The organism is Streptomyces minutiscleroticus (assembly GCF_014650875.1).
GTDB classification, from domain to species: Bacteria; Actinomycetota; Actinomycetes; order Streptomycetales; family Streptomycetaceae; genus Streptomyces; species Streptomyces minutiscleroticus.
In genome coordinates, this window is sequence record NZ_BMVU01000013.1 from 1 (window position 1) to 13,601 (window position 13,601).

General features: G+C 74.8%; 11 protein-coding genes. 3 read left to right on the forward strand and 8 right to left on the reverse strand.

Annotated elements, in window-relative coordinates; all coding sequences use genetic code 11:
* Positions 1-80 precede the first annotated feature (80 nt).
* Both IE271_RS15465 and IE271_RS15470 read right to left on the reverse strand, forming a co-directional pair.
* The gene (locus IE271_RS15465; protein WP_190190881.1) at positions 81-614 is read right to left on the reverse strand and encodes an ATP-binding protein; all 534 of its coding nucleotides are present in this window, start codon (positions 612-614) and stop codon (positions 81-83) included.
* Between the two features lie 183 nt (positions 615-797).
* Positions 798-1,121: a hypothetical protein gene (locus IE271_RS15470; protein ID WP_190190882.1), complete on the reverse strand. Its 324-nt coding sequence runs from the start codon at positions 1,119-1,121 to the stop codon at positions 798-800.
* 379 nt (positions 1,122-1,500) lie between these two features.
* Between IE271_RS15470 and cds1 the strand changes: the two genes are divergently transcribed.
* Positions 1,501-2,598 (forward strand): L-cysteine desulfhydrase Cds1, encoded by a 1,098-nt coding sequence (gene cds1 / locus IE271_RS15475; protein WP_190191002.1) that lies wholly within the window; start codon positions 1,501-1,503, stop codon positions 2,596-2,598.
* Between the two features lie 39 nt (positions 2,599-2,637).
* Here the strand turns inward: cds1 and IE271_RS15480 are convergent, their stop codons facing one another.
* Complete coding sequence (locus tag IE271_RS15480) at positions 2,638-3,468, reverse strand: DeoR/GlpR family DNA-binding transcription regulator (protein ID WP_190190883.1); 831 nt, start codon at positions 3,466-3,468, stop codon at positions 2,638-2,640.
* A gap of 423 nt (positions 3,469-3,891) precedes the next feature.
* Between IE271_RS15480 and IE271_RS15485 the strand changes: the two genes are divergently transcribed.
* On the forward strand, positions 3,892-6,141 hold the full coding sequence (locus IE271_RS15485) for a hypothetical protein (RefSeq protein WP_229919371.1): 2,250 nt from the start codon (positions 3,892-3,894) through the stop codon (positions 6,139-6,141).
* Positions 6,142-6,149: 8 nt separating this feature from the next.
* Here IE271_RS15485 and IE271_RS15490 read toward each other — a convergent pair whose 3' ends face one another.
* The 4 genes from IE271_RS15490 to IE271_RS15505 all read right to left on the reverse strand — a co-directional run bounded on the left by IE271_RS15490 (position 6,150) and on the right by IE271_RS15505 (position 10,812).
* The gene (locus IE271_RS15490) at positions 6,150-8,591 is read right to left on the reverse strand and encodes a right-handed parallel beta-helix repeat-containing protein (RefSeq protein WP_190190884.1); all 2,442 of its coding nucleotides are present in this window, start codon (positions 8,589-8,591) and stop codon (positions 6,150-6,152) included.
* 114 nt (positions 8,592-8,705) lie between these two features.
* Entirely contained in the window at positions 8,706-9,311 is a 606-nt protein-coding gene (locus IE271_RS15495; protein ID WP_190190885.1) for an Rv1733c family protein, read from the reverse strand.
* Between the two features lie 171 nt (positions 9,312-9,482).
* Complete coding sequence (locus tag IE271_RS15500) at positions 9,483-10,307, reverse strand: MOSC domain-containing protein (protein ID WP_190190886.1); 825 nt, start codon at positions 10,305-10,307, stop codon at positions 9,483-9,485.
* A 49-nt stretch (positions 10,308-10,356) separates the two neighbouring features.
* The gene (locus tag IE271_RS15505; protein ID WP_190190887.1) at positions 10,357-10,812 is read right to left on the reverse strand and encodes a DUF6643 family protein; all 456 of its coding nucleotides are present in this window, start codon (positions 10,810-10,812) and stop codon (positions 10,357-10,359) included.
* A gap of 299 nt (positions 10,813-11,111) precedes the next feature.
* Here IE271_RS15505 and IE271_RS15510 point away from each other — a divergent pair, with 299 nt between their 5' ends.
* Entirely contained in the window at positions 11,112-12,371 is a 1,260-nt protein-coding gene (locus IE271_RS15510; protein ID WP_190191004.1) for a TerD family protein, read from the forward strand.
* A 15-nt stretch (positions 12,372-12,386) separates the two neighbouring features.
* Here the strand turns inward: IE271_RS15510 and IE271_RS15515 are convergent, their stop codons facing one another.
* Positions 12,387-13,559 carry a glycosyltransferase gene (locus tag IE271_RS15515; RefSeq protein WP_190190888.1) on the reverse strand — a complete coding sequence of 391 codons (1,173 nt, stop codon included), beginning with the start codon at positions 13,557-13,559 and terminating at the stop codon, positions 12,387-12,389.
* Between the last annotated feature and the right edge of the window lie 42 nt (positions 13,560-13,601).

Below are 13,601 nucleotides of genomic sequence, written 5' to 3' on the forward strand. Positions count from 1 at the left end.
GACACGTCCGGCGCACCGAACACCTCGCTGTGCGGCGCGCCGGACGTGTCCCGGCCGCGGGGGGCTCGGTCACCGCCCGGTCAGCCGGGAACGGCCGACCGGGCGGGAGCGTGTCCGGGCCTGAGCCCGTCCGCCGGGCACTCCACCTCGGTGAACGCGAGCCCGGTGGTCTCCGCCACCGTCTCGTACGCCGGGCGGGGCGGCAGGGCCACGGCCGGGGAGACGGTCGGCAGGGTGAACCACACGACCTTCCCCGACACGCCGTCCGGGCGCGCGCCCCAGCTCTCGGCCACGGCGGCGACCATGGCGAGGCCGCGTCCGCCGGTGGCGAAGAGGTCCGTGTCCGCCACTTCGGGCAGGCGCGGGTCGTTGTCGCGCACCGAGACGGTGAGCCGGTCGAGCAGCAACTCGATCTGCACCGTGCACGACTTGTCGGGCCGGGCGTGCTCGTGGACGTTGGTCAGGAGCTCGGTGACACCGAGCGCGGCCCGGTCGATCAACGGATCCAATTGCCAGTAGCGCAATTGCGCTGAAACGATTCTGCGGACCTGTCCGATCCGCGACGGCAGGGCTTGGAGCTCCACCGTGCAGTGCCTGCTTTGCTGGCTGATCACGGCTGCGACTCCCCGAATTGAGGTCCGGAAGAAGACGAGTACGGATCCAGCGGGCGCCCTCGCGTACGACGGCCGCCCGCTGCTGTGGCCGGCGGGCTGGTTCGCAGCGTTATCGCCGGTAAACCCAGAGTGACGTGAGACCAGCGTGACTCAGGGGGTGTGGTCCCGCAACTCGCGGCGTGGTCAGGCGGGGCGCCCCGCGGCCCGGCGCACCGCCTCTATGAAGCGGCGGGCCGCGGGCGGCCCGGCTTCCCCGGGCGCGGGGTCGTGGTCGCCCAGGGTGAGCAGGTAGCGGGTGCCGTTGAGATCGGCCGCGGCCCGGCCGCCGGGGGCGAACCAGGGCTTCGAGGCCCGCACCGCCCGCACCGGCGCGCTGTCGATCTCGCTGCCGTAGCTGGTGAGCAGCTGCAGCCGGCCGTCGCTGATCCGGACCTGTCCGGCCCGGGTGAGCGAACGCAGCCTCTTTCCGATCCGCACGCCCGTGGCCGTGAACTCCGGCTCCGCCATGATCGCTCCGCCCCCAGTGCGCTTCCCGACTGTCCGCTGGTCGTGATCGAGTGTGCGTCCCCCTGCGGAACCGTCGTCCCGTTGCGGGGCAGTCTGCACGCGGTCGGCGTCGAGCACCAGTGCGCACGGCGCCGTCGCGCCAGCGGCCGGGAGAGGGCGCCGCCGACGGCCGGGAGCAGGCGCGCCGACGCGCTCCCCCGTCGCACGACCGGGCGCTTTCCAGCCTCGCCTTTGAGGTGCCCAAAGAGACGTTTATGCAGGTGAGAAGCGTGTCCAGGGTGTCTATGATCGAGGTGTACGACCGCGCGCACCGGCGGCGGCGCGACCCGAAGGAGCCCTCGCGGTGACCGTCCCCCAGCACATCCGCACGGACGAGCCGATGGCCACGCTGGACGTCGACCGCTCCGACGCGGCGTACCGGAAGTGGCTCAAAGAGGCCGTGCGCAAGGTCCAGGCGGACGCCAACCGCTCGGCCGACACCCACCTCCTGCGCTTCCCCCTGCCCGAGACCTGGGGCATCGACCTGTACCTCAAGGACGAGTCGACCCACCCCACCGGCAGTCTCAAGCACCGTCTGGCACGCTCGCTCTTCCTGTACGGCCTGTGCAACGGCTGGATCCGCCCGGACCGCCCGGTCATCGAGGCGTCCAGCGGTTCGACGGCCGTCTCCGAGGCCTACTTCGCCAAGCTGATCGGCGTCCCCTTCATCGCCGTCATGCCCCGCACGACCAGCGCCGAGAAGTGCCGTCTGATCGAGTTCCACGGCGGCCGCTGCCACTTCGTCGACGACCCGCGCCGGATGTACGAGGCCTCGGCGGCCCTCGCGGCCGAGACCGGCGGCCACTACATGGACCAGTTCACCTACGCGGAGCGCGCCACCGACTGGCGGGGCAACAACAACATCGCCGAGTCGGTCTACCGGCAGATGGAGCTGGAGCGCTACCCGGAGCCGGCGTGGATCGTCGCCACGGCCGGCACCGGCGGCACCTCGGCCACCATCGCGCGCTACGTGCACTACATGCAGTACGACACCCGCGTCTGCGTCGCCGACCCGGAGAACTCCTGTTTCTTCGAGGGCTGGACCACCGGCGACGCGGGAGTCACCACCGACCGCGGCTCGCGCATCGAGGGGATCGGCCGGCCGCGCATGGAGCCCAGCTTCGTCCCGGGCGCCGTCGACCGGATGATGAAGGTCCCCGACGCGGCGAGCGTGGCCGCCGTGCGCGCGCTGGAGGAGGCCATCGGCCGCAGAGCCGGGGGCTCCACCGGCACCGGTCTGTGGAGCGCCCTGAAGATCGTCTCCGAGATGGTGGCGGCCGGGCGCACCGGGAGCGTCGTCACCCTGCTGTGCGACCCCGGGGACCGCTATCTCGACAAGTACTACTCGGACGACTGGCTCGCCGCGCAGGGACTGGACATCGCGCCCTACCGGGCGGCGATCACCTCGCTGCTGGCGACCGGGGTGTGGCCGGACTGACCGGACCGCACCGACCGCACCGGGCCGGACGGGCCGCCGTCAGCCGCCCGTGTCGTCCTCCGGCTCGCCCGCCACCACGAGGCTGTCCAGGTGCTCGCAGACCTCCGCGCGCGCCTGCGCCGACAGCCCGGTGTCCGTCACCAGCGTGTCCACCTGCTCCAGCGTGGCGAACGAACTCAGGCCCACCGTGCCCCACTTGGTGTGGTCGGCGACCACGACGACCCGCCGGGCCGACTGCACCAGGCGCCGGTTGGTCTCCGCCTCCGCCAGGTTGGGCGTCGACAGGCCCGCCTCCACCGATATGCCGTGCACGCCGAGGAACAGCACGTCGAAGTGGAGCGCCCCGATCGCCTGGTCGGCGACCGGTCCCACCAGCGAGTCGGAGGGGGTGCGCACCCCGCCGGTCAGCACGACCGTCGCCGCGCCCTGCCGCTGCCCCGTGGTGCGCTGCGCCGCATGGAAGACGTCCGCCACCCGCACCGAGTTGGTGACCACGGTCAGGTCGGGCACGTCGAGGAGCCGGTGGGCCAGCGCGTACGTCGTGGTGCCGCCCGAGAGCGCGATCGCCGAGCCCGGCGCGACCAGCGCCGCGGCGGCCCGCGCGATGTCCTCCTTGGCGGTGGGCTCCAGGCCGGACTTGGCCTCGAACCCCGGCTCGTGCGTGCTCGCCTCGACCACCGGGACCGCGCCGCCGTGCACCTTCTCCACCACGCCCTGCCGGGCCAGCGCGTCGAGGTCGCGGCGGACCGTCATGTCGGAGACGCCCAGTCTCCGGGTGAGCTCGTTGACGCGGACCCCGCCACGCCGCCGCACCTCGTCGAGGATCAGGGCACGGCGCTGCTCCGCGAGAAGGTTCTGGTTCTCACTCACGCGCGCTCCCGTCCGTTCGCCCCAGCACGTCCGACACTCCTTGCGAACCCCTCCCACGAGGACGTTCCGCCCGTTCTCCGGGTCGGAGGACGTCTCATCCTCGCACGGGCCCGCGGACGCCGCGCCACTGCCCGTACCGACGCGTACACGCCACGCTGCCACCCCGGTCGCGGCCCGATCGCACGGAACGGGGAGATTCCGTGACCACAGGTGTGGGCGTCGCGCGCAGCGGAGATCCTGTGCGTGCGCGGGTTCGCCCGCCCCATGGATCCAGGGCACCACGGGGGAAGCGGAACAGTGGAACGTATCGAGGACGAGACGGCCGCCGCGGAGCGGCCCGCCAGACCCGGCCCCGGCCCCGAGGCGGCCGGAACAGCGCTGGAGCTCCTCGTCCACGGCGTCGGCGGCACCACGCCCCAGGAGATGCTGGACGACCCGCGCACCGTGCGGATCACCGGCGACGAGACCGCCGCCGTGTACCGGCGCGCCGACGACGCCGACGCCGAGTCGCGCCCCGGGGACCACCGCGGCAGGCCCGTGCCCGAGGCGTACGTGTGGTGCAACCTCACCTCGGGCAACGCCTCGCGCGCCCTGTGGCTGCTGCTCCTGCCGTTCATGGTGGTCAACCTCGCGCACTGGATGCGCCCCGACGCCCGCCGGGGGACGCGCACCGTGCGCCTCTACGGCCTCCTCGTCCGCCTCGTCGGCCTCACGCTCACCGTGCTGCTGGTGGCCGCCGCCTGCGAGGTCGCCCTCGACCTGGCCGCGTGGCAGTGCGCGGGCACGCGCGCGTGCACCGAGGACCACACCTGGCTGCGCTTCCTCTCCGACGGCTGGTGGAGCCCGCCCGGCCGCCGCCTGGCCCTCGCCGCGCTGGTGCCCGCCGCGCTCACCGGCCTGCTGTGGTACCTGTCCCACCGCACCTGGAACGACTACGAGTCGCAGCAGCCGCTGACCCGGCGCTCCGAGCCCGAGGAGGAGCCCGGCCCGACCGGGCTCGCCCGCCCCGGCTTCTGGTACGGCCGCCGCCTGGTGGCCCGGCTGCGCGCCGCGCACACCGCCGCCGGGTTCCTCACCGTCGCCGCGGCCGTCGGCTCCGCGGCCGTGCGCGAGGACCGCCGCCCCGGCGGGCCCGCGGTCCTGGGGACGCTGGCCTGGGCGTTCGACGCCGCGCTGGTGACGGGCGCGCTCGTGGTGCTGTGGGTGGTCTGCCGGCGCGGCCGCAGCGAGAACCGCCTCGACGACCAGCTCGACGAGACCCTCGTGCGCGTGCTGCCGGGCGGCGCCCTCGCCCTGCTCGGCCTGGCGGTCGTGTACGCGGGCTGGCCGCGGCCGGACTGGACCTCGCACGGCCGGCTGCCCGGCGACGCGACGTTCGGCGCCCTCGTGCTCGTCCAGGGCCTGCTCGTCGTCGCGCTCGCCGCCGTGGCGCACCTGCTGCACCGCCGCCGCCCCGACCGGCGGGCCGCGCTGCGCGGCCTGGCCGGGCCCGCCGTGGCGATGCTGGCCTGCGCGCTGGGCGGCGTGATGTCCGGCGGCGTGGCGCAGCGCGTGGCCGACTGGCTGGACGGCACCGGCGGCACCCTCGACGGCCCGCCCGTGCTCCTCACCTGGCAGGCGTCGATGATCCCGCCGCTGCTGGCCGTGGTGCTCGTGCTGTGCGGCTGGCTGGTGCGCCGCACCGTGCGGCTGCGGGCCGCGGAGACGGCCGCGGTGGAGCGGGAGTACCCGGGCGAGCCCAAGGACGCCAGGCGCACCCGCCGGATCGCCGGGGTGCGGGCGATGGCCACGCTCACCGACCTGGCGCCCCTCATCATCGGCGTCGTCTCCGCCGTGACGCTGCTGCTGGGCGCCGTCGCCCTCGTCGGCGCGTCCGTCTCCGGCGACGAGCCCGCCGACGCCGCGGGCGGCACGCACGGGTTCGTGGCGGGCGCCGTCGAGACCTCGCAGGCGATCGGCTCCTGGCTGATCGGGTTCGGCTTCCTGCTCTTCGTGACCTGGGGCCGCCGCGCCTACCGCGACCCCTCGGCCCGGCGCACCATAGGGATCCTGTGGGACGTGGGGACGTTCTGGCCGCGCGCCGCGCACCCCTTCGCGCCGCCCTGCTACGCCGAGCGCGCCGTGCCCGACCTCACCTGGCGCATGGCCACCTGGACCCGTGCCACCGGCGGCCGCCTCGTGCTGTCCGGGCACTCGCAGGGCAGCGTCCTCGCCGCCGCGGCGGCCTGGCAGCTCCCCCCGCCGGTGCGCCGCCGGGTCGCGCTGCTGACCTACGGCTCACCGCTGGAGCGGCTGTACGGGCGCTGGTTCCCGGCCCACTTCGGCCGGGCCGCCCTCGCCTCCCTGCACGAGGAGATCGACTGCTGGCGCAACCTGTACCGGGAGACCGACCCCATCGGCGGCCCCGTCGGGCTCCCCGGGGACTGCGCGCCGCGGGTCGACCGCGGCGCGCTCAAGGACCCCCTCGCGTACGGCCGGACGCAGGAGCACCCGCTGCCCGCCCCGATCCTCGGCCACTCCGACTACCGGGCCGACCCGGCCTTCGCCGAGGAGCGGGAGCGGCTGCTGGCCCGGCTGCGGCCGGACGTGCCGGGCCAGCGCGCCACGGACCCGGGCCCGGACGCCGCGGACCCGCACGACGGGCACGCGCCCGCCGCGCCCCCCGCGCCGTAGCGGCGGGCTCAGGACAGCGTCGGCAGGTCCTCGGGGTAGAGCAGGGTCAGGTCGTCGGTGGTCGGCTCGGGGAGCTGGGCGACCCGGCCCGCGTGCCGCTCGACCATCGCCTCGAAGGTCTGCCGCGCGGTGCGGCCGTTGCCGAACGCCGGGCCCTTCGGGAGGGCGTCGAAGTACTTGACCAGCGCCTCGCCCGTGCCGTCCGCGAGCCGGTACTCCTGCTCCTCGGCCTGCTGCTCCACGATCCGCAGCAGCTCCTCGGGGACGTAGTCGCCGAAGGTGATGGTGCGTGAGAACCGGGACGCCACACCGGGGTTGACGGTCAGGAAGCGCTCCATCTCGGCGGTGTAGCCCGCGACGATCACCACGACCGCCTCCCGGTGGTCCTCCATGAGCTTCACGAGCGTGTCGATGGCCTCGCGGCCGAAGTCGCGCCCGGAGTCCTCCGGGGAGAGCGCGTACGCCTCGTCGATGAACAGCACGCCGCCGCGCGCCCGGTCGAAGGCCTCCTGGGTGCGGATGGCCGTGGAGCCGATGTGCTCGCCGACCAGGTCCACGCGGGAGACCTCGACCAGGTGGCCCTTCTCCAGCACGCCGAGCGAGGCGAGGATCTCGCCGTAGAGGCGGGCGACCGTCGTCTTGCCGGTGCCGGGGGAGCCGGTGAAGACCAGATGGCGCCGGACGGAGGCGGCCTTGAGGCCGGCCCGCTGCCGCCTGCGGCCCACCTCGATCATGTCGGTGAGGGCGCGGACCTCGCGCTTGACGCTGTCCAGGCCCACGAGCGCGTCCAGTTCGCCCAGGACCTCCTGCGAGGTGCGCGCGGACGGCTCGGGCTCCGGCTCCGGGACGGCGGCCGCAGCCGCGGGCTCGGCGGCGCGCCGGGCGGGGACCGCGCCCAGCAGGCCCTGCGCCGGGGCCGCCGTCTGCACGGCGGTCTCCCGGACGGCCGGACGCGCCGCGGCGCCGCTCTCGTCGCTGGTGCAGTCCTCGACCACCGGCCCGTCGCCCGAGCCCTCGGCGCCCGCGTCCGCGAACTCGTAGCCGCCGCGCGCGCACCGCTCCGTACGGCACTTGCGCAGCGTCGTGCGGCAGCCGTCGATGACGTGGAAGCCGTAGCCGCCGCTGCCCGTGACCCGGCAGCCCTCGAAGGTGCCGCGACCGCCCGCCGACACGTAGAAGCCCGCCTCCGCGGGGGAGCCGACCGTGCAGCGCTCGATGCGCGGGTCGGCGCCCTTGGTGACGATCACGCCCGTCTGGGCGCCCTCCACCGTGCAGTTGGCGAGCGTGCCGCCGCTGCCGTGGTCGCGGAACCAGGCGCCCGTCGCGGCGTCCCTGATCCGGCAGTCGTCCAGCTGCGCGGTGGCGCCGTCGCTCACCGACACCGCCGTGTTGCGCACCTGCCAGACGTCGCTGTCGACGACGTCCGCGCGCGAACCGCGGTCCAGGACGAACAGCGCGTCCGGCACGTCGTGCACCCGGCACGCCTCCAGGACCGCCGTGGCGCCGTCGCTCACCCACACCGCGGGGTAGTCGCCCGTACTGTCGTGGATCTCGCACTGGTTGGCGTCCACGCGGGTGCCCGGGTCCCACACCGACAGGCCGTTGCGCCCGAACTGCCGCACCGTGGAGCGGGTCATCGTCAGCACAGAGCGCGACCGCAGGTCGACCGCGTTCTCCGGGATGTCGTGGATGCGGCAGTCCGCCAGCGTGAGCACGGCGTCCGTGTCGAGCGTGACGCCGTCGGCGGTGGTGCGGTGCACGTCGCAGTCGGTGAGGTGGGCGGTGGCCCGGCCGGTGACCTGGACCCCGCTGCCTCTGACCTCGTACACCTCGCAGCCGACCGCCTCGAGCGCGGAGTGCTCGCCGGTCGCCGACAGGCCCGCGCCCGAGGTGTGGTGGACCCGGCAGCGCTCCAGCCGCGGATGGGCGCCGCCGCGGACCGCGACGCCGGACTGGCCGGCCGCGACGACCTCGCAGTCCTCGAACACCCCGCCCCCGCCGTCGAGCACGGCGATGCCGAGGCCCGCGGGGTTGTCGACCGTGCAGCGCCGCACGGTGGGGCGGGCGCCGCCGCGCACCTCGATGCCGGCCGCGGAGCGGGTGACGATCCGCAGGCCCGTCAGTTCCGGCGTGCCCTCCTCGACGAGGAGCGCGGGCGCCGCCGCGTCCTGGCCCTCCACGTGCAGGTCCTGGACCACCGCGGAGGCGCGCACGGTCAGCGGCACCCCGTCCGGCGGCGCGATGCGCACGGACCCGGCGGAGCCCTCCGGGCCGCGCAGGGTCACCGCCCGCCGCAGCACCAGGTTCTCCCGGTAGGTACCGGGAGCGACGGTGAGCACGTCACCGTCGCTCGCGGCCTCCAGGGCGGCGGCGAGCGATGCGTACTCTCCCGTGCGGCGCCGCCACCGCGACGTGCCGGTGTGCGTCACCTGGACCGTGCCCTGTGCCATGGCGCTGCTGTGCCCCCACCTCGTCGTACGCGGGTTCCGCTGAGATGCCGAATGGTTCGGCCGGTCCACCGTAGCGTGCGCGGAGGCGGCGAGTTGACCTGAGTGGACCGGCGGTCAGCTGCCGGTGCCGGTCCTGCCCCAGTCCGGTCCGGCCTGCGACCACGCCTGGTCCCAGCGCGCGTACCGGCGGCGGACCATGCGCCACAGCACCAGGCGCCGCGAGGCCTCCACGAGCCCGGCGCAGAGCGCGGCCGCACCGACCCCGGCCAGCACCGCGTGCGTCGTGGCGGTGGCGGAGTCCAGCGGCCGGGCGACGGGACGGCCCTGCCGGTCCGTCCACAGCGTGAACCGGTCGCCCGGCTGCGGCGACTTGAGGCCGACGGGCACCGTGCCGCGCCGGGCCGTGCCGTCGGGCGCGGTCCAGTCGGCGAGCGCGCGACTCTGCGCGTCCCGCGCGGAGGCGGTCTCCGGGTCGGGGTCCAGAGGGGCGGCGCTCACCGCTCGGACGACGGTCGCGCGCACCTGCTGGCGGGCCTCGCGCTGCTCGCGCACGGACTGCTGCAGGGCACCCTGGGCGGCCGTGCCGGCCAGGACGCCGGCCAAGGGGGCCGCGACCAGGACCAGCAGCAGGGCCGCCAGCGCCAGCCAGGCCTCGACCAGATCGGTCGTGCGGCGCAGCGGGTTGTGCCGCCAGCGCCGGAGTCCGCCGATCGCACGCACCGTCCCGCACCCCCTTCCGCCTTCGTCATGACCCCCGCGGAGCCGTTCACGCGCGCATCGGACCGAGAGAGGGAGATCACCCCGCCCGCTTCTCATGAACTTCTCACGCACTCCAACGCCCCTGGGCGACGCCCGTGTTCCCGGTCCGCGCCGTCCGTTCCGGCCGGTCGGCTAGTCCAGGATCCTCACGGGATCGCCGACGCGGATCGTGCCGGTGGACTCCGGTACGAGGTTCTGCCCGAAGACCAGCTCGCCGTCGATCCGGCGGTGGCGGCCCAGGGTGCGCAGCGGTTCGCGGCCGCGCGCGCCGGTGGCCTGGTCGGTGGTGGTGACGACGCAGCGGCCGCACGGTTTGGCGACCCGGAAGAGGACGTCTCCGACGGCGATGCGCTTCCAGTCGTCCTCGGCCCAGGCGTCGGTGCCCCCGACGACCACGCTGGGCCGGAAGCGGTTCATGGGCAGGGGGCCCTCCGCCGCGTGGTCGCCCTGTGCGATCAGCGCGTTGAGCGCGTCCAGCGAGGCGGTGGTGGTGACCAGCAGCGGATAGCCGTCGGCGAAGCTCACTGTCTCCCCGGGGCGCGCGTACGCCGGGTCGACGGGGCGGCGCGTGGCCGGGTCGTCGAGGTGCACGAGGCGTACGCCGGTGCCGAGCCACTCGCTGCACCAGGCGTGCGCGGCGGCGTCGGCGGCGACCCCCTCCACCGTGTCCTGCCAGATCTCCACCGTCGTCGTGGCCCCCGGCTCCGGAACGGGCACGGTGAGGGGTTCACGGCCGGGCGCGGACAGCCGGAGACCGCCGTCGGGCAGCAGCTCGGCGGCGGTCAGGGCCAGGCTCGGGTACGGGCGCTGCGTGACGACCTTGTCCGACTCGTCGATCAGCACCCAGCGCCGGTCACCCGCGAGTCCCCAGGGCTCCACCACGGCCTCGCGGGGGTCGTGCCCCCGGGCGGCCTTCAGGGGATACACGTGTATCGAGCGCAGCACAGGTTCCGTCATGGGGCCATCCTGCCAGCGGGCTGCGGGACCCCGGTGCGGAACCGTTCGATCAGTACCCCCGGTACTGCTGCCCGTTCGCGTACGGGTCCTGGTACTGGGCCGGGGCCGGGCGCGGGGCCGCGGGGCGCATCGCCTCGTAGCCCGTGTTGCCCGCCGCCGGACGGGGCGGCTGCGGCTGGGCGCCTGGGTAGCCGCGCGGTCCGGTGGCCTGCTGCGGGATGTACGGCGCGGGGGCCTGCTGCAGCGGTGCGGGCTGCGGAGCCTGCGGGTAGCCGTACGCGGGCTGCTGGGGCTGCTGCGGGACCTGCGGGGAGGGGGCCGGCAGGGCGGGCAGGGCCGAGGGCAGCGCGGGCAGGTTGCCGCCCGTGTCGTAGGCGGAGGGCACCCGGATCGGGGCGATCTGCGGGGTGCCGCGCTCGGCGACGAGGGAGTCGTAGATCGGGGTGTCCGGGAAAGGCGTCGCGGAGTAGTAGCCGCCGCCATAGGTGGAGCGGGGGGAGGTCATGGCACATAAGTTAAGCCCACGATGTGCTGGTTGGGGAGACCGATAAGAGGGTTGTTTTCCGTGTCGGCCGTGACGCGGAGCCCTCAATACGAGCGAACTCGGCAAAAAAGGGCAGCGAAAGTCGCTTTTATAAGGTAAAGAGCTCGTTCCACGGGGGTTACCGGCGGTCGGCCGAGGAAGCGGCGGGTGCGTCCGCGAGCCCCGGGGACACCCGGGGAATAGGTTGTGAGAGGAGCGGCGGAACGCGCCGGAGCCCGGCGTGCGCACACGGCGGAGACACAGAGGGGGCGACCATGTCGATGTCCAAGGGATCGAACGTTGCGGTGCCGACCACCGCGCTCCGCGTGGAACTGGGCTGGCGATCGGGTCCCGGCGTCCCCGACGCGGACGCCTCGGCCCTGCTGCTGGCCTCCGGGAAGGTCCGCTCCGACGGGGACTTCGTCTTCTACAACCAGCCCGCGCACGCGTCCGGCGCGGTGCGCCACGAGGGCAAGCGGAACGCGGGAGGGCAGGTGACGGACACCCTCCTCGTCGACCTGCCGAAGGTGGAGCCGGGGATCGAGACGGTGGTCGTGGCCGCATCCGCCGACGGCGGCTCCTTCGGGCAGGTCCCCGGCCTCTGCGTACGGGTGCTGGAGGCGCGGGACGGCAGGGAGGTCGCGCGGTTCGACAGCACCGGCGCGAGCGTCGAGACGGCCTTCGTCCTGGGCGAGCTGTACCGCCGCCAGGGCGGCTGGAAGTTCCGCGCCGTCGGGCAGGGGTACGGCACCGGTCTCGAAGGGCTCGCCACCGACTACGGGATCACGGTCGACGAGCCGCAGCGCGCGGCGCCGCCCGCCCCCGCCGCGCCGGCGGCCCCTCCGGTCACCGCCGCACCGCCCGCGGCCCCGCCGCCCCCTCCGTCCGCCCCGCCGCAGCCGGTGCGCCTGACCAAGGTCACGCTCACCAAGGAGACGCCCTCGGTCTCGCTCACCAAGCAGGGCGGCACGTCCGGGACGATGAGGGTGAACCTCAACTGGCAGGTGCGCAAGCAGTTCTCCGGCTGGGCGGCCAAGCTGGGCCGGGCCGTGGCGACCCACGCCGACCTCGACCTGGACCTGTGCGCCCTGTACGAGCTCGCCGACGGCAGCAAGGGCGTCGTCCAGGCGCTGGGCAACGCCTTCGGCTCGCTGCACCGGCCGCCGTTCATCCACCTCGACGGCGACGACCGCACCGGCGCCGTGTCGAGCGGCGAGAACCTCACCGTCAACCTCGACCACCGGCAGGACTTCCGGCGCATCCTCGTCTTCGTGACGATCTACGAAGGGGCGCGGTCCTTCGCGGACCTGCATGCCACGGTGACCCTCCAGCCGCTGCACGGGGCGCCGGTGGAGTTCTCGCTCGACGAGTGCACCGTGCCGTCCACGGTGTGCGCCCTCGCCCTCATCACCAACACCGGCGGCGACCTCGTCGTCCGGCGGGAGGCCCGCTACCTGGTGCCCGAGCGGGGCGTCAGCCCCCAGCGGACGGTCGACCACGCCTACGGCTGGGGCATGAACTGGACCCCCGGCCGCAAGTGATCCGAAGCCTCCTCCTCACTGCCCGGACGCGGTGCCGGGACGGGCGTAGGTGCGCCCCTTCCACGCCGCGCCGCGCCCCCTGTAGTGCCGTACCGCCGAGTCGACCGTCATGAGGAGGTACAGCGACGCGGTGAACGGCAGCAGGGGTGCCAGGAGCGGCGGCAGCCGGTAGTAGCGGAGCATCGGCACGTACGTCGCGGTCATCACCAGCCAGGCGAGCCCCGCCGCCGTCGCGGCCGCGGCACCACCCGTGGCGAGGCCCGCCACGAGCACCACGGGCGGCGCCAGGTACACCAGCGCGAGGCCGGCGACCGTGCCCAGCAGGACGAGCGGGTTGTGCCGGAGCTGGGCGTACGCGCTGCGGGAGACCATCCGCCACAGATCGCGCAACCGCGGGTAGGGGCGCACGCTGTCGACCCGGTCGGCCAGGCCCAGCCAGACACGGCCGCCGGTCCGCTTGACCGCCCGGGCGAGGGCCACGTCGTCGATGACGGCGTGCCGGATCGCGTCGGGGACCCCGGCCCGCGCGGCCGCCTCCGCCCGCAGCAGCACGCAGCCGCCCGCCGCGGCCGCCGTCCGCGACGCGCGCCGCCCGATCCGGCGGAACGGGTAGAGCTGCGCGAAGAAGTACACGAAGGCCGGCACCACCAGCCGCTCCCACGTACCGGCCACCCGCAGCCGGGCCATCTGCGACACGAGGTCGAAGCCGCCGGCGTGCGCGGCGGCCACCAGCCGTTCCAGGCTGTCCGGGGCGTGGGCGATGTCCGCGTCCGTCAGGAGCAGGAACTCGGGGGCCCGCGCGCGGGCCAGGCCGACGCCGTGCCGCACGGCCCACAGCTTGCCCGTCCAGCCCGGCGGCGGATCGCCGGGGGAGCCGACGGTGAGCGGCAGCCCGCCGTGCCGCTCCGCCAGCTCGCGGGCCAGGTCCCCGGTGCCGTCCGTGCTGCCGTCGTCCACCAGGAAGACCTCGGCCCTGCCGGGGTAGTCCTGCGCCAGCAGCGTCGGCAGGCTCAGGGGCAGGACGGCGGCCTCGTCGCGCGCCGGCACGACGACGCAGACGTCCGGCCATTCCCGCGGCTCCCCGAGCGGCGGGAGCCGGACGTCCGTACGCCAGAAGAAGCCCTGGCCCAGCAGCAGCCACAGCCATGCCGCGAGGGAGGCGGCGGCGATCCACACGAGGGCGCTCATCCGCCGCAGTCTGCCCCACGGAAAAGGCCCGGGCGGGCGCAT